Origin of the sequence: Microbacterium sp. ISL-59 (assembly GCF_018613945.1) — a bacterium.
GTDB lineage: Bacteria > Actinomycetota > Actinomycetes > Actinomycetales > Microbacteriaceae > Microbacterium > Microbacterium oxydans_B.
In genome coordinates this window covers 525,769-541,674 of the sequence record NZ_JAGGPG010000004.1, presented here as the reverse complement: position 1 = coordinate 541,674, position 15,906 = coordinate 525,769, and the positions used below count along the sequence as shown (strand labels likewise).

Sequence of the window (15,906 nt, the reverse complement as noted above, 5' to 3'; positions counted from 1 at the left end):
CCGTCGCAGACCATACGACCGACCTTGCCAGACCGGTTCCACATGGCGGGGATACCGTCAGGCTATGACCAGGCGCTCCGCGAGGACCTCGGCGATCTGCACGGCGTTCAGCGCGGCACCCTTTCGCAGGTTGTCGTTGCTGATGAAGAGGACGAGCCCCTTGCCCTCAGCTGCCGACTGGTCGGCACGGATGCGTCCGACGAAGCTCGGGTCCTTGCCCGCCGCCTGCAGCGGGGTCGGAACCTCATCGAGTACGACGCCGGGAGCCGCGCTCAGGACCTCGCGGGCACGCTCGGGCGTGATGTCGCGGGCGAACTCGACGTTGATCGACAGCGAGTGACCGGTGAAGACCGGGACGCGCACGCAGGTGCCCGCCACGCGGAGGCCGGGGAGTTCGAGGATCTTGCGGCTCTCGTTGCGGAGCTTCTTCTCTTCGTCGGTCTCGTTGTCTCCGTCGTCGACGAGGTTGCCGGCGAACGGGATCACATCGAACGCGATCGGCGCGACGTACTTCTCGGGCTCGGGGAAGTCGACCGCCGAGCCGTCGTGCACCAGGCGCAGGGTGTCGCCCTGAGCGAGCACGCCCTCGACCTGGCCGAGCAGCTCCTGCGCACCGGCGAGACCGGAACCGGAGACCGCCTGGTAGGTCGACACGATCAGACGCTCGAGGCCCGCCTCGGCGTCCAGCGCCTTCAGCACCGGCATCGCGGCCATCGTGGTGCAGTTCGGGTTCGCGATGATGCCCTTGGGGCGCTCGTCGATCGCGTGCGGGTTCACTTCGCTGACGACGAGCGGAACCTCGGGGTCCATGCGCCAGGCGCTGGAGTTGTCGACGACCACGGCACCGGCAGCGGCGAAACGCGGAGCGTAGGCACGGCTCGCCGTGGCCCCGGCCGAGAACAGGGCGATGTCGATGCCCGCGGCATCCGCCGTCTCGACGTCTTCGACGATGACGGTCGCGCCACCGAATTCGATCGCGGTGCCGGCGGAACGTGCGGAGGAGAACAGGCGCAGGTCGCGGATCGGGAACGACCGCTCGGCGAGAATCTCGCGCATCACGGTGCCCACCTGGCCGGTGGCGCCGACGATGGCGATGGAGAGTCCTGATTCGGAGATGCGGGTCATGATGTTCCTTGGCGTCGTGCGGTGCGGCGTACGAGGCTTCGGGCGCGGCGTCGGGATGCGGATGCTGCGCCTGGCGCCGGTGTCAGGGTTTCGGTGAGTCTACCGCGGTCCGGGGCGATGCGGATGCTGCGCTCCACCCGCCCGCGCGGTCGGCAGGAAAGCGAAGGCGGATGGCAGAGATCAGCGTCCGGTGCCGGCGTGGACAGTGGCGTCGGCGTCCCCGTCGAGCCCGTAGGCCGTGTGCACGGTGCGCGCGGCCTCGGTCAGGTCGGTGTCGCGCAGGACCACCGAGATGCGGATCTCGGACGTCGAGATCATCTCGATGTTGATGCCGCCGGCCGAGAGCGCCTCGAACAGGGTCGCGGAGACGCCGGAGTGCGTGCGCATGCCCGCACCCACGACCGAGAGCTTGCCGATCTGGTCGTCATGGATGAGGTTCTGGAAGCCGACCTCGGCCTGATCCCCCGCCAGCGCCTTGAGCGCTGCCGCCGCATCCGCCTTGGGAACCGTGAAGGAGATGTCGGTGCGCCCCGTGGCCGACACGTTCTGCACGATCATGTCGACGTTCGCGCCGGACTTGGCGACGATCTTGAAGATCTCGGCGGCCTTGCCCGGGACGTCGGGCACGCCCGCGACCGTGATCTTGGCCTGGCTGAAGTCGGTGGCGACCCCGGCGACGATCGGTTCTTCCATGACTGCTCCCTCGGCTTCGCGAGGGTTCTTCATGCCCTCGCCCAGAACGTACGTGCCCTCGGCCGACGAGAAGGTCGACCGAGCGTGAATGAGGACGCCGTGACGGCGTGCGTACTCGACGGCGCGGATGTAGAGCACCTTGGCACCGTTGGCGGCGAGCTCGAGCATCTCTTCGCTCGAGACGTGATCGAGCTTCTGCGCCTTCGGGATCACGCGCGGGTCGGCTGTGAAGATGCCGTCCACGTCGCTGTAGATCTCGCATACGTCGGCGTCGAGAGCAGCGGCGAGGGCGACGGCCGTGGTGTCCGAGCCGCCGCGACCGAGCGTGGTGATGTCACGGGTGTCGCGGTTGAACCCTTGGAAGCCGGCGACGATGACGATCGCGCCCTCGTCGAGCGCTTCGCGCAGACGCACCGGCGTGACGTCGACGATACGAGCGGCGCCGTGCTGCGAGTCGGTGATCATGCCGGCCTGGCTGCCCGTGAAGGAGCGCGCCTCGAAGCCCATCGAGTGGATCGCCATGGCCAGCAGCGCCATCGAGATGCGCTCTCCGCTGGAGAGGAGCATGTCGAGTTCGCGCGGTGCGGGGATGGGGGCGACCTCGTTGGCGAGCTCGAGCAGCTCGTCGGTGGTGTCGCCCATGGCGCTGACCGCCACGACCACGTCGTGTCCGGCACGACGGGTGTCGACGATGCGCTTGGCGACGCGCTTGATGCTCTCTGCGTCGGCGACGGACGAGCCGCCGTACTTCTGCACGATGAGGGCCACGATCACTCCCTGGGATGTCGGGCGGATCCGCCCACGCTCATTCTACGATCGGCGCGTATGCCACGTTGCGCATGTGTCACGGGGCGCGCGGGGGTCAGAGGGCGGGAGGGAGCGCCTGCGGAGAGACCGGACGCAGACGGCCACCGGTGGCGGCGAACCAGCAGCCGACGATGATCAGCGGGAAGCCGAGCAGCAGCCCGGGCGTCAGCGGCTCGGCGAGGACGATCGCCCCGAGGATGATCGCGACCACCGGATTCACGTAGGTGAACAGCGGGGCGCGCACCGGTCCCACCTCGCGGATGAGGGCGAAGAACGCGAGGAACGCCACCGCAGTGCAGATCACGGCCAGCGCGAGGAGCGCGGCGATCGAGGGCAGTGTGGGAACCTCGTGCTGCGTGAGCAGACCGATCGGAAGGTAGAAGATGCCGATCATCAGCAGCGACAGGGTGATGGTGCCCAAGGACGGCACATCGTTGAGCTTGCGCGCCACGATGAACGGGGCGATCGCGTAGAGCACCGCCACCAGCAGGACCTCGCCGGCCGCCAGCAGACTGACCTCGCCGCCGAAGAGACCGGGACCGGCGACCACGACCGCGACGCCGAGGAAGCCGACCAGCAGCCCGATGCCGCGCGCAGGTCGCAGCACCCCACGGTCGCCTCCGCCGAGCGCGATCAGCGCGGCGAAGAGCGGAACGGTCGCCACCAGCAGGCCGGTCATGCCGGAGGGCAGCGTCATCTCGGCGTGCCCGAGCAGCAGGAAGGGGCCGGCCATCTCGACCGCTCCGAACGCCAGCACCCACGGCCAGTGCTTCAGTGCCGCCCGGAGCGCTCCGCTGCGGAGGGCGAACGGCAGGAGCAGCAGTGCGGCGATGAGAGTGCGCCCGGCGACGATCGCGGGCGGCGAGAACGACTCGACCGCGACGCTGATGAACAGGTACGGCACGCCCCACAGCAGAGCCATGGCCCCGAAGAGGAGCCAGCCGCGACGCGAGAAACCCGCGTTCGGGGTCACAGGATGCGCCGGCCCTCGAAGGCGCGGCCGAGGGTGACCTCGTCGGCGTATTCGAGGTCGCCGCCGACGGGGAGACCGGAAGCGAGCCGGGACACCGTGATCTGCATCGTCGTGAGCAGCCGACTCAGGTAACTCGCTGTCGCCTCCCCCTCGAGGTTGGGGTTGGTGGCGAGGATGACCTCCTGCACCGTGCCGTCGGCGAGACGCGTCATGAGCTGCGTGATGCGGAGGTCGTCGGGCCCGACACCGGCGATGGGGCTGATGGCCCCGCCGAGCACATGGTAGAGGCCGCGGAACTCGCGCGTGCGCTCGATGGCCGCGACGTCTTTGGCGTCTTCGACCACGCAGATCAGTGTCTGGCTGCGGCGCGGGTCGCGGCAGATGGCGCACCGCTCCTGCTCGGCGACGTTGCCGCAGATCTCGCAGAACCGCACTCGGGTGCGGATCTCGCCGAGGAGTTCGGCGAGACGCGCGACGTCGAACGTCGGTGTCTGCAGGATGTGGAATGTGATCCGCTGGGCGGACTTCGGGCCGATGCCGGGCAGGCGACCGAACTCGTCGATCAACTCCTGAACGATGCCGTCATACATCAGTTGAACCTCGTCGGGGGCTCGTAGGGCTCTTCGCGCAGGAACGTCGCGCCGAGCACCTGGCGGATCACGGCCTCACCGTAGCGCTGCACTCCCCCGACCGAGGGGGCGCGCTCGATGACGACCGGTGGGGCTGCCGCCGCGCGCTGCTGCGGAGGGGCGGCCTGCAGCGGGGCAGGCTGCTGAGGGGCAGGCTGCTGAGGGGGCGCCTGCCGTGGCGCAGACTGCTGCGAGACCGGCGGCTCGTACGAAGGATCGTAGGGCGGCTCATCATCGAAGGCAGGAGCCTCGTCGTCGCCCGGAAGCGGAGGCTCATCGCGATCGACCGCACCGTCGGACGGCGGGACGGGGGCGGATGCCGCAGCCTCGACCTCTTCGGGCTCTTCGTCGACGGGGAGCGGCGAAGACGGGACGGGCGGGGCGCTCGCCGGCTCTTCGTGCGCGGTGGGGATCGGTGCGACCGCCCATTCGGTCACCGCGGATGCCGACGCGCCACGGACCTGCGAGCGGGAAGACCCCGCTGACGCAGGCTCCGATGCGGGAGCAGAGTCGGCGGGCGCCGAGGGACCGGATGCCGCAGACTGGCGCGGAGCACGCCCGGCGGGCATCGGCGCGGGAAGGTACTTCACCCGCACCCCGAGCTCGTGCTCGATCGCGGACCGCAGGTGATCGGACGGACCCGAACCCGGAGTCGTGCCCTTGAACTTCGCGACGTCGTGCTGGCTCGTGAAGCCCAGCGTCAGCACCTCGGTGTCGGTGACGTAGGCGAGCGGCTGCACGGCCGTGGCCAGCAGCCAGGACGTGCGACTGATGCCCTCGAGCCGGGTGAGGACGGCGGGCCAGGACGCGCGGATGCTGTCGAACGTGACCGGTCCTCGAGGAGCGGCGGGTTCGGCGGCGGCCGGCTCGGTCGCCTCCGGAGCGGGCGTTGCGGCATCGGCTGAACTCGGCGCTTCCGGCGCAGGCGCAGGCGCAGGCGCTGCCGGCGCTGCGGCGGCAACCTCCGAATCCGCAGGCGGCGTGTCCGACGCCTGGGAAGCAGGAGTGGGCGTCGGGACCGCGGGCGCCGAGGCGGCAGGCGCCGAAACAGGCGCCGAGGCCGCAGCGGGCCGCGTGGGCGCCGGGGCGCGCTCGGCAGGGGGAGCCGCCGGCGCCGCAGCGGCAGCATCCGCCGCACTGGCGAGGACCCGCGCCACCATGAGCTCGAGATGCAGGCGTGGCGACGTCGCCCCCGACATGTCGTCGAGGGCCGCGCTCACCACGTCGGCGGTACGCGAGAGACGCGCGGCGCCGAAGGTCTCGGCCTGGCCGCGCATGCGCTGCAGGTCGTCTTCGGCGATCCCGCGCAGGACGGCCGAAGCGCCGGCACCGACGGCCGCGATGACGATCAGGTCGCGCAGTCGTTCGAGCAGGTCGTCGACGAAGCGCCGCGGGTCTTGACCGGTCTGCACGACACGGTCGATCGCGGGGAACGCGGCAGCGGCATCGCCGGCGGCGAGTGCGTCGACGATCTCGTCGAGGAGGGCACCGTGCGTGTACCCGAGCAGAGAGACGGCACGCGCGTAGCCGACCGTCACGGTCTCGGAGCCGGCGGGTGCGTCGGATCCGGCGATGAGCTGGTCGAGCAGCGAGAGCGTGTCTCGCGGGGAACCGCCGCCGGCGCGCACGACGAGCGCGAGCACGCCCTGCTCGACGATCACGCCCTCTTCGGCGCAGAGCTTCTCGACGTACTCGAGCATGGCCGCGGGCGGCACGAGACGGAACGGGTAGTGGTGCGTGCGGGAGCGGATCGTGCCGAGGACCTTCTCGGGCTCGGTCGTCGCGAAGATGAACTTGACGTGCTCCGGCGGCTCTTCGACGAGCTTGAGCAGCGCGTTGAACCCCTGCGGGGTGACCATGTGCGCCTCGTCGAGGATGAAGATCTTGTACCGGTCGCGGCTGGGCGCGAACGTCGCCCGCTCGCGCAGGTCGCGAGCGTCGTCGACGCCGTTGTGGCTGGCCGCGTCGATCTCGACGACGTCGAGCGATCCGCCGCCGGCGCGCGACAGCTCGACGCAGCTCGGGCAGACACCGCAGGGCACGTCGGTCGGACCTTCGGCGCAGTTCAGGCAGCGCGCCAGGATGCGCGCCGAGGTGGTCTTGCCGCAGCCGCGAGGGCCGGAGAACAGGTACGCGTGGCCGACCCGATCGCCGCGCAGCGCCGTCATGAGCGGATCGGTCACCTGGGACTGCCCGATCATCTCGCCGAACGTCTCGGGTCGGTAGCGGCGGTAGAGGGCTGTGGTCACCTCAACAGCCTACGGCGTGCCACCGACCTTCGGCTGGTCGGCGACTCCCCGGCACCCCCACGCATCAATCGGTCGACTCGATCACCGGGATGGCCGTGGTGATGACGGGGACGGACGCCGACATCCGGGTGCCGTCGTCGCGGCGGGCATCGGCGAACTGCCGAAGCGTCGGACGCCCCGGGATCCGCGGACCCTGATCCGCCAGCGGCACGACGACCTCGTCCTCGACCGTCGCGAAATAGGCGGTGTCCCGCACGCTGAACGGCACCGGGGGGCCGCTGCGCACCTGCACGCGCAGCTCGTCCTTGGTGACCGTCACGTGCAGCGCGGATCCCTGCCACTGCAGCGGGAACGACAGCGACGGCCAGTCGGCGGGAAGCCGCGGGTCGAAGCTCAGGTCGCCGGCGTAGTCGCGCATGCCCCCGAAACCGCACACCAGTGCCGTCCACACCCCACCGGCCGACGCCACGTGAACGCCGTCGGACGCGTTGTGGTGCAGGTCGTGCAGGTCGACGAACAGCGACTGCTCGAAGTAGTTCTGCGCGAGGTCCTGGTACCCCACCTCAGCGGCGAGGATCGACTGCACGACCGCCGAGAGCGTCGAGTCGCCCGTGGTCAGCGGGTCGTAGTAGTCGAAGTCGGCCTTCTTCTCCTCGGGCGAGAAGTGGTTTCCCTGCAGGAACAGCGCCAGCACGACATCCGCCTGCTTCAGCACCTGGAACCGGTAGATGACCAACGGGTGGAAGTGCAGCAGCAGCGGTCGCTGCTCGGCGGGCGTGTTGGCGAGATCCCAGACCTCGCGCTCGAGGAACAGCGAGTCCTGCGGATGGATGCCGAGGCCCTCACTGTACGGGATGTACATCGCCTCCGCCGCGCGGTCCCACGCCTCGGCCTCGCCGACACCGAGCCCCGTCCGGTCGACGAGCTTCACATAGTCCTCGGGGTGGTTCTCCTGGATCTCGCGCACGATCTTCGCCGCGTAGCGGAGGTTGTAGCGGGCCATGACGTTCGTGTACAGGTTGTCGTTGACGACCGTCGTGTACTCGTCCGGCCCCGTGACGCCGTGGATGTGGAAGGTCTCGATCCCGTCGCCGGCATCCGTCTCCTCCACCAGCCGCGAGGCGCGCCAGAAGCCGAGGGTCGCCCACAGGCGTGCGGTCTCGATCGCGATGTCCGCTCCCTCACGCCGGAGGAACTCCTCGTCGCCGGTCGCACGCACGTACTTGCCGAGCGCGAAGCTGATGTCGGCGTTGATGTGGTACTGCGCGGTGCCGGCGGCATAGTAGGCGGAGGCCTCTTCGCCGTTGATGGTGCGCCAGGGGAAGAGCGCCCCCGCCTCGTTGAGCTGGGCTGCCCGGCGACGCGCAGCCGGGAGCATCCGCGCCCGTGCCCGCAGTGCGTTGTACGCCCACCGCGGCGACGTGTAGGTGAGGAACGGGAGCACGTAGATCTCGGTGTCCCAGAAGTAGTGTCCGCTGTAGCCCGAACCGGAGACGCCCTTGGCGGGGACGCCGGCGCCGTCTGCGCGGGCGGAGGCTTGGGCCAGCTGGAAGAGGCACCAGCGCGTGGCCTGCTGCAGGTCGTCGCGTCCGCCGATCTGCACGTCACTGCGCTCCCAGAACGCATCGAGCCACGCCCGCTGACGCTGGAAGACCGTCTCGACGCCCTCATCCGCTGCCCGGTCGAGCGAACGACGGCAGCGATCGACGAGCTCACGCGGCGGCACCCCCCGCGAGGTGTGGTAGCTGACGAGCTTGGTGACCGTGATGGGGACGCCGGCTTTGGCCTGCACGCGGAACACGTTCTTCGCGATGTCGGGCTCGACGAGCGTGCGGGCGTTGTACTCGTTCTCGGTCTCGACCACGTGGTCGGCGACGACGGCGACCGTCATCCCCGAATCGGCGACGCGGTACGACAGCGCGGAGCGCATCCCGTCCTGCCAGTGCTCGGCGGGCTCCAGCACGCGGTCGGCGATCTTCTCGGCCTTGCGAGGATCGAACGCGGCGGCCTTCGTGCCGATCGGCGTGCCGGCGTAGACGCCCGCGCCGTCCTGACGGTTCAGCAGCTGGCAGCTGATGGTGACCGGGGCGTCGGCGTTCTCGACGACGACCTCGAGCCGCAGCACCGCGAGGTGCCGTTCCTCGAAGCTCACGATGCGCTCGTCGCGCATGCGCACCCGCTTGCCCGACGGAGTCTCCCAGACCACGTGGCGCTCCAGCACCCCGGTGCGCAGGTCGAGCGTGCGGCGGTACTCGCGCACGTCGGCGTCGTCGAGCGAGATCGGCTCGTCGTCGACGTAGACGCGCATGACCTTGGCGTCGGGAGCGTTGACGATCGTCTGCCCGACCTCTGCGAAGCCGTAGGCCTGCTCGGCGTGCCGGATGGGCCAGGTCTCGTGAAGCCCGTTGATGAACGTGCCGTGCTCCTGCGCGCCGCGACCCTCGATGTGGTTGCCGCGCAGCCCCAGGTAGCCGTTGCCGACGGAGAACAGCGTCTCGCCGACGCCCTCCTCCGAGTAGTGCGTGTCGATCAGACGCCACGGGTCGACGGGGAAGCGGTCGCGGTCGATCATGCGGTCTCCGGGATGTCGGTGCGGGTAGCGGGGACGAACACGGCCAGGTCGTCGACGACGACCGTCGCGCCGGCGGCACGGAGCGCGTCGGCTCCGGCGCCGCGGTCGACGCCGATCACATCCGCATAGCCGGCTGCGGCGGCGGAAGCGGCACCGGAGGTGGCATCCTCCACGGCGACGGAGCGGGCCGGGTCGACGCCGAGCGCCACCGCGCCCGCGGCGAACATGTCGGCGGCCGGCTTCGACGCGAGACCGTCACGCTCGGCCACGACGCCGTCGACCACGATCCGGAAGAAGGAGCGGATGCCGGCGGCGCCCAGCACCTCCTCGGCGTTCTTGGAGCTCGACACCACGCCGAGCGGGATGCCGGCGGCGTGCAGAGCCTCGACGAGTGCGAGCGAGCCCGGGTACGGTGCGATCCCCTGCCCGCGCAGCGACTCCGCGAAGGCGGCGTTCTTGCGATTGCCGATCCCGCAGATGGTCTCGGCCGAGGGGTCGTCGTCGACGTCTCCCCAGGGCACCTCGACGTTGCGGCTGCGCAGCAGACTCGACACTCCGTCGTAGCGCTTCTTGCCGTCGACGTAGTCGTAGTAGTCGGCGTCGGTGTAGGGCGGGGTGAGGCCCCAGCGGGCGAACACGTCGTCGAACACGACCTTCCAGGCCCGCATGTGCACCTCGGCGGTCGGAGTGAGCACGCCGTCGAGGTCGAACAGTACGCCTTCGGCGTGGAACAGGTCGGGCAGTGCTTCTGGCACAGAGCCTCCAGGAGAAGGGCGATCGTCGGGCCGGCACCGCTCCGTGCCACTGTGCAAGCGTAATGCTGCGGCGCGCCAGGAGGTAACCCCGGCGGGCGGATCAGAGCAGTTCGGCCGTCTGCCGGGCGATCTGCAGCTCTTCATCGGTCGGCACCACGAGCACCGTCACCGGCGACGCGTTCGTGGAGATGCGACGGATGCCGCGCTCCCTCGCCTCGTTCCGGGCGGCATCGATCTCCACACCCGCGAATCCGAGAGTCGCCGTCGCCGCCGCCCGCACCGCCGCCGCGTTCTCGCCGACGCCGGCGGTGAAGGAGATGACGTCCACTCCCCCGAGTTGCGCGATGTACGCACCGGCGTAGGCGCGCAGGCGGTGCACGTACACGTCGAACGCCAGCATCGCCGCATCCTCTCCCTCCTCCACGCCGGCGAGGATGTCGCGCATGTCGCTGCGCCCGGCGAGCCCCGCGAGCCCGCTGCGGGTATTGAGCAGCGAGTCGAGGTCGTCGATCGAGAGGCCGGCACGCCGCGACAGGTGCACGAGCGCGGCGGGGTCGAGGTCGCCGGAGCGGGTGCCCATGACCAGGCCCTCGAGCGGGGTGAGCCCCATCGAGGTCTCGACCGAGCGACCGCCGTCGATCGCCGTCACCGACGCTCCGTTGCCGAGGTGGAACACGAGCTGTCGGAGGCTGCCGAGGTCGCGACCGAGGAACGTCGCCGCCGCCTCGCTCACGTACTGATGACTCGTGCCGTGGAAGCCGTAGCGGCGCACCCGATGCTCCGCGGCGAGCGCGGCGTCGATCGCGTAGGTGTATGCGGCGGGCGGGAGCGTCTGGTGGAAGGCCGTGTCGAAGACGGCGACGTGCGGAACCTGATCGAACACGGCACGGGCGGCGCGGATGCCGGCCAGGTTCGCGGGGTTGTGCAGCGGTGCGAGCACCGCGAGCTCGTCGATCTGCCGCTCCACATCGGCGTCGATCAGCGTCGGCGCGTAGAAGCGGGCGCCGCCGTGGACCACGCGGTGCCCGACGGCGACCGGGCGATGCTTCTCGAGCGACGGCCCATGCGCGGCGAACTGCTCGCGCATGATCTCGAAGGCGGCGGCGTGATCGGCGATCGGGCGCTCGTCGCGATACGTCGCGTCGAGCATCGTCGGCACGGCGCCGCCGTCGGTCTCGGGACGCACGGTGTGCGCGACCGGGCTGGCGTCCTGGCCGATGCGCTCGATGAGCCCGCTCGCGAGCAGGTTCTCCTGCTCGATGTCGATCAGGCTGTACTTCAGCGACGACGAGCCGCTGTTGATGACCAGGATCGCGCTCACGCCTGCTCTCCCTGTGCCTGGATCGCGGTGATCGCGACGGTGTTGACGATGTCGTCGACCAGCGCGCCGCGGGACAGGTCGTTGATGGGCTTGTTGAGTCCCTGCAGCACCGGTCCGATGGCGACGGCGCCGGCCGAGCGCTGCACCGCCTTGTAGGTGTTGTTACCGGTGTTGAGGTCGGGGAACACGAACACCGTCGCCCGCCCGGCAACAGCAGAGTCCGGGAGCTTGGCCTTGGCGACCGCCGCATCCGCCGCTGCGTCGTACTGGATGGGGCCCTCCACCGGCAGCTCCGGCGCGCGCTCGCGCACGAGGGCGGTCGCCGCGCGCACCTTGTCGACGTCGGCGCCGGTGCCGGACTCTCCGGTCGAGTACGACAGCATCGCGACGCGCGGGTCGATCCCGAACTGGCGGGCGGTCGTCGCCGACGAGATCGCGATGTCGGCGAGCTGCTCACTCGTCGGGTCGGGGATCACGGCGCAGTCGCCGTAGACGAGCACACGGTCGGCGAGCGCCATCAGGAACACGCTGGAGACGACGTTCACGCCGGGCTTCGTCTTGATGATCTCGAACGACGGACGGATCGTGTGCGCCGTCGTGTGCGCGGCGCCGGAGACCATGCCGTCGGCGAGGCCGAGGTGCACCATCATCGTGCCGAAGTACGACACGTCGGTCACGGTGTCGGCCGCCTGGGCGAGCGTGATGCCCTTGTGAGCGCGCAGTCGCGCGTATTCCGTGGCGAAGCGCTCGACCAGTTCGGGGTCGGTGGGGCTGAGCACCTGGGCCGCCGCGATGTCGACGCCCAGCTCGACGGCACGCGCCCGCACCGCGGCCTCGTCTCCGAGGATCGTGAGGTCGGCGACCTCCCTGGCCAGCAGCGTGGCGGCGGCGCGCAGGATGCGGTCGTCTTCCCCTTCGGGCAGCACGATGCGGCGTCGGTCGGCCCTGGCACGTTCGATGAGCCCGTACTGGAACATCAACGGCGTCACGACGCGCGACTCCGCGAGCCCGAGCTTCTCGGTCAGCTCGGCGATGTCGACATGCGCCTGGAACAGGCCGAGCGCACGGTCGTACCGGCTTCGGGAATCAGCCGAGATCCGGCCACGGGCGCCCATCACCCGCACCGCGGTGTCGTACGTGCCGAGGTCGGTGGTGATGATCGGAACCGTCGAGGCGAATCCGTCGAGCAGCTGGAGGATCGGCTCCGGCAACGGGAACGGGCCGTTCAGGATGATGCCGGCGATGCGCGGGAACGTGCCGGAAGAATCGGCCAGCAGCGCCGCGAGGAGGACCTCGGTGCGGTCGGCGGGGATCACCACGACCGCCTCTTCGGTGAGCCGCGGTAGCACGTTGACCATCGACATCCCCGCGACCACGATCGTCAGTGCCTCTGCCGCCAGTCGGTCGTCGTCGCCCTTGAGCAGGGTGCCGTCGACGGCGGCGAGGATGCCGCGGATCGAGGGCGCGACCAGCGCGCGGTCCTCGGGGATCGCCCACACCGGTGTGCGCTCGTCGCGGAGCACACCGCGCACGGCGTCGATGATGACTTCGAGGCCGTCGGGGTCTGCGCGGTTCACGGCGACCGCGAACAGCTCGGCGCGCTCCGCCGCGAGCTCCGACAGCGCCAGTTCTGCGATCTGCCCGACGGCCGCCGCCGCGCGAGCGGTCGTCGTGCCGAGCTGCTCCGCCTGGCGCTGCTGATCCCGGCCGCTGAGCACGAGCATGACCGGCGCCCCCAGGTTGGCGGCGATCCGCGCGTTGAAGCCCAGCTCTGCGGGGCTGGCGACATCCGTGTAGTCGCTGCCGATGATCACGACGGAGTCGCACTGCGCCTCGACCGCCTTGAACCGCGCGACGATCGTCGACAGCGCCGCTTCCGGGTCGCTGCGCACGTCGTCGTAGGTGACGCCGATGCAGTCCTCGTAGTCGAGCTGCACACCGTCGTGCGCGAGCATCAGCTCGAGGATGTCGTCGCGTTCGGTGACGGACCGCGCGATCGGGCGGAACACCCCCACCCGCGGCGAGACGCGCATCAACGCGTCGAGCGCCCCGAGGGCGATCGTCGACTTTCCGGTATGGCCTTCGGCCGAGGTGATGTAGATGCTCTGCGCCACAGCTTCAGCTTAGGCGCGGCATCCGTGAACCCACCGGGCATGCCACCGGAACTATTGCGCCGGCGTCACTCGCAGTGCCCCGACAGCGCATCGACGACCGCCGTGGCATCCGCCTGGAATCGGGAGTAGTAGTCGCGATCCATGTTGATCTGCACCCGGTGGATCGCGTGCGACGGCTGCATGCTCTGCCAGTCGGGAAGCCGGCCGAGGCGGTCGAAGAACAGGGTCGTGGCGGTCGCCGGATCCATCCGCTGCTCGGCACTCCCCCACCAGTCCTGCTGCTGGAACAGTCCGATGCTCGTCGTGCGAGAGCCGTCGGGGTTCGTGAACCCGCTGGTCTCCCAGTCGCCGTAGTCGATGTTGCGGAGGCTGCTCTCGCCCATCGCCGTCATCACCCCGAGGATCTGCCCCTCACGCGGGAAGCCGAGCCCGGCCGCCGTCTTCACGATGGTCGCCGCGTTCTCGAGCTGCTCCCCGCTCCACCCCTCGATGCCCGCCGCCGGGAACGTCTGCGGCTCGTCGATGCAGATCGGCGCGGGGTCGCGCGCGAGCCCGAGCGGGATGAGGGCCAGCAGCCCGCCGAGCACCAGGACGGCCGTGGTCGACACGAGCACCCGCTGCAGGATCTTCCGGCGGCGGAGCCGGATCGCCGCCTGCCGTCGCGTGCCGGGCTTGCGCCGCCGCGCCGTGCTCTTCCGCTTCGATCTCGGCTTCGTCGTCGCCCGCCTGCGCTTCGCCGGCGACGCCGCGCGTCGGGGACTCATGCCGCGAGGGTTCCGCGCTCTGTTCGCGGACGACGGCCGATGAGCGCGGCGAGTCCGCCGCCGATCGCGCCGAAGAGGTGCCCCTGCCAGGAGATCCCGTCGGCGACGCCGAGCACTCCCGCCAGCATCGTGGCGCCGTACAGGGCGAGCACGATCAGCGCGATGACGGCGTAGAGGATCCGGTGGGCGACGCGGCCCGGCGCGAACACCCGCATCACGACGTAGCCGAAGTAGCCGAACACGAGCCCGGAGGCGCCGACCGTCAGCGTGCCGGGAGCATTGAAGAGCCACGTGCCGATGCCGCCGACGACCGCGACGATCGCCGTGACGGCCCAGAATCGGCGGGTGCCTTCGACCGCGACGAGGCAGCCGAGCACGAGGAACGGCACCGAGTTGCCGATGAGATGCTGCCAGTTCGCATGCAGGAGCGGACCCAGCACGATGCCACCGAGACCGGACGCATCCCACGAACGCAGTCCGAAACCGGTGAACGATCCCGGCAGGATCGCATCGGCGAACTGCACGACCCACATCGCGACGAGCAGGAGCACCGGCGAGGCGAAACGGCCGAGCGGATGCTGCGCCTTCGGTGGCTGAGTGACGGTCACCGGATGATTGTCGCAGGTGCAGCCAGGAGACGACTGAGCATCCGGCGGATCACCCGCAGAAAAAGAAAGTGACCCTCCGCGCACCCAGCAGAGCCCGGTTACCCTTGCTGCGTTTCCGCCCTGGGGGAATTGGCCTGGATGCCGCCACGCGGAGAGCCGTCAACCATCCTAACCCGATGCGCCGGGTGGTTCGAACCGTCACCGCGGATGGCGGAGAGCTCAGGGGAACCTGCCAGAGCGTTACCCCCTCCACAGGGTTACGATCGAGTAACGCGCACCGCAGCGCCGATGTGAGAGGGAACGCATGCCCGAGAACGCCCCCCTGGTCCCGGTGACGATCGACGCCGAGCGGTTCGCCGCGCAGACCTCCGCGATCCTCGGCTCCATCGGCCAGGTCATCGACGGCAAGCCCGATGCCGTGCGCAGCGCTCTCGTCTGCCTTCTCGCCGAGGGGCACCTGCTCATCGAAGACGTGCCCGGCGTCGGCAAGACCATGCTCGCCCGGGCACTCGCCGCGAGTGTCGATGCGACGGTGCGACGCATCCAGTTCACCCCGGACCTGCTTCCCGGCGACGTCACCGGCGTCTCGGTCTACAACCCGGTCGATCGGGAGTTCGAGTTCAAGCGCGGCGCGGTCTTCGCCCACATCGTGATCGCCGACGAGATCAACCGCTCCTCCCCGAAGACGCAGTCCGCGCTGCTCGAGGCGATGGAGGAGGGACAGGTCACGGTCGACGGCGCCACGCACATGCTCCCGAAGCCGTTCCTGGTCGTCGCGACCCAGAACCCGCTCGAGATGGAGGGCACGTACGCCCTGCCCGAGGCGCAGCGCGACCGCTTCATGATGCGTATCTCGATGGGATACCCGGATGCCGCAGCCGAAGCGCTCATGCTCCGTCAGCGCGACGTGGTGAGCCCGCTCGCCGCGGTGACGCCCGTCGCCGATGCGGCGTCCATCTCGCAGCTCATCGCGTGGGCGCGCTCCGTGCACGTGGCCCCCGCGCTGGAGGAGTACACGGTCGCCCTCGCGCAGTCGACCCGCTCCGACCCGAACCTCCACCTCGGCGCGAGCCCCCGGGCCACGCTGCAGCTGATCAGGGCGGCGAAGGTGTGGGCCGCCCTCGACGGACGCGACTACGTCATCCCCGACGACATCACCGCGCTGCTGATCCCCGTGCTGGCGCACCGGCTGCTTCCCGCACGCGGCGCCCACCGTGCCGGCGCCCAGCCCGTCGAAGCCGCGCTCACCCAGATCGTCGAGCGGGTGCGCGTTCCCGTCGCGACCCGTTCCTGACC

12 protein-coding genes and 1 other RNA gene are annotated in these 15,906 nt (G+C 70.1%); 1 reads left to right on the top strand and 12 read right to left on the bottom strand.

The features are described from left to right. Positions 1-57: 57 nt before the first annotated feature. From J7E45_RS16255 to ffs, 12 genes are all read right to left on the bottom strand, one after another. Positions 58-1,125 carry an aspartate-semialdehyde dehydrogenase gene (locus tag J7E45_RS16255; protein ID WP_091028795.1) on the bottom strand — a complete coding sequence of 356 codons (1,068 nt, stop codon included), beginning with the start codon at positions 1,123-1,125 and terminating at the stop codon, positions 58-60. Positions 1,126-1,305: 180 nt separating this feature from the next. Continuing rightward, entirely contained in the window at positions 1,306-2,586 is a 1,281-nt protein-coding gene (locus tag J7E45_RS16250) for an aspartate kinase (protein ID WP_091029204.1), read from the bottom strand. A 94-nt stretch (positions 2,587-2,680) separates the two neighbouring features. Next, positions 2,681-3,598, bottom strand: coding sequence for a DMT family transporter (locus J7E45_RS18225; RefSeq protein ID WP_215070630.1), 918 nt, complete (start codon positions 3,596-3,598; stop codon positions 2,681-2,683). Further along, positions 3,595-4,188 carry a recombination mediator RecR gene (recR, locus tag J7E45_RS16240; RefSeq protein WP_091028788.1) on the bottom strand — a complete coding sequence of 198 codons (594 nt, stop codon included), beginning with the start codon at positions 4,186-4,188 and terminating at the stop codon, positions 3,595-3,597. Before recR ends, J7E45_RS18225 begins: the two co-directional genes overlap by 4 nt. Continuing rightward, positions 4,188-6,476 carry a DNA polymerase III subunit gamma and tau gene (locus J7E45_RS16235; protein WP_215070628.1) on the bottom strand — a complete coding sequence of 763 codons (2,289 nt, stop codon included), beginning with the start codon at positions 6,474-6,476 and terminating at the stop codon, positions 4,188-4,190. The genes recR and J7E45_RS16235 overlap by 1 nt, the downstream gene beginning before the upstream one ends. A 64-nt stretch (positions 6,477-6,540) precedes the next feature. Next, positions 6,541-9,048 (bottom strand): glycoside hydrolase family 65 protein, encoded by a 2,508-nt coding sequence (locus tag J7E45_RS16230; protein WP_091028781.1) that lies wholly within the window; start codon positions 9,046-9,048, stop codon positions 6,541-6,543. Then, complete coding sequence (locus J7E45_RS16225) at positions 9,045-9,803, bottom strand: HAD family phosphatase (RefSeq protein WP_215070627.1); 759 nt, start codon at positions 9,801-9,803, stop codon at positions 9,045-9,047. Before J7E45_RS16225 ends, J7E45_RS16230 begins: the two co-directional genes overlap by 4 nt. A 100-nt stretch (positions 9,804-9,903) precedes the next feature. Further along, on the bottom strand, positions 9,904-11,124 hold the full coding sequence (locus tag J7E45_RS16220; protein ID WP_215070625.1) for an acetate/propionate family kinase: 1,221 nt from the start codon (positions 11,122-11,124) through the stop codon (positions 9,904-9,906). Next, positions 11,121-13,238 carry a phosphate acetyltransferase gene (pta, locus tag J7E45_RS16215; RefSeq protein ID WP_215070623.1) on the bottom strand — a complete coding sequence of 706 codons (2,118 nt, stop codon included), beginning with the start codon at positions 13,236-13,238 and terminating at the stop codon, positions 11,121-11,123. Before pta ends, J7E45_RS16220 begins: the two co-directional genes overlap by 4 nt. A 65-nt stretch (positions 13,239-13,303) precedes the next feature. Further along, the gene (locus tag J7E45_RS16210; RefSeq protein WP_215070621.1) at positions 13,304-14,002 is read right to left on the bottom strand and encodes a hypothetical protein; all 699 of its coding nucleotides are present in this window, start codon (positions 14,000-14,002) and stop codon (positions 13,304-13,306) included. Then, positions 13,999-14,610: a rhomboid family intramembrane serine protease gene (locus J7E45_RS16205; RefSeq protein ID WP_215070619.1), complete on the bottom strand. Its 612-nt coding sequence runs from the start codon at positions 14,608-14,610 to the stop codon at positions 13,999-14,001. The genes J7E45_RS16210 and J7E45_RS16205 overlap by 4 nt, the downstream gene beginning before the upstream one ends. Before the next feature lie 64 nt (positions 14,611-14,674). Beyond that, an RNA gene (ffs, locus tag J7E45_RS16200) (signal recognition particle sRNA small type) lies at positions 14,675-14,771 on the bottom strand. A gap of 143 nt (positions 14,772-14,914) precedes the next feature. On the opposite strand from ffs, the gene J7E45_RS16195 reads away from it, so the two are divergent. After that, positions 14,915-15,904 (top strand): MoxR family ATPase, encoded by a 990-nt coding sequence (locus J7E45_RS16195; protein ID WP_029261029.1) that lies wholly within the window; start codon positions 14,915-14,917, stop codon positions 15,902-15,904. Positions 15,905-15,906: the final 2 nt, after the last annotated feature.

Bases quoted from the DNA above. Each gene is read 5' to 3' on its own strand.
- J7E45_RS16255 (WP_091028795.1), bottom strand. From the start codon at position 1,125: ATGACCCGCATCTCCGAATCAGGACTCTCCATCGCCATCGTCGGCGCC.
- recR (WP_091028788.1), bottom strand. From the start codon at position 4,188: ATGTATGACGGCATCGTTCAGGAGTTGATCGACGAGTTCGGTCGCCTG.
- J7E45_RS16230 (WP_091028781.1), bottom strand. From the start codon at position 9,048: ATGATCGACCGCGACCGCTTCCCCGTCGACCCGTGGCGTCTGATCGAC.
- J7E45_RS16210 (WP_215070621.1), bottom strand. From the start codon at position 14,002: ATGAGTCCCCGACGCGCGGCGTCGCCGGCGAAGCGCAGGCGGGCGACG.
- J7E45_RS16195 (WP_029261029.1), top strand. From the start codon at position 14,915: ATGCCCGAGAACGCCCCCCTGGTCCCGGTGACGATCGACGCCGAGCGG.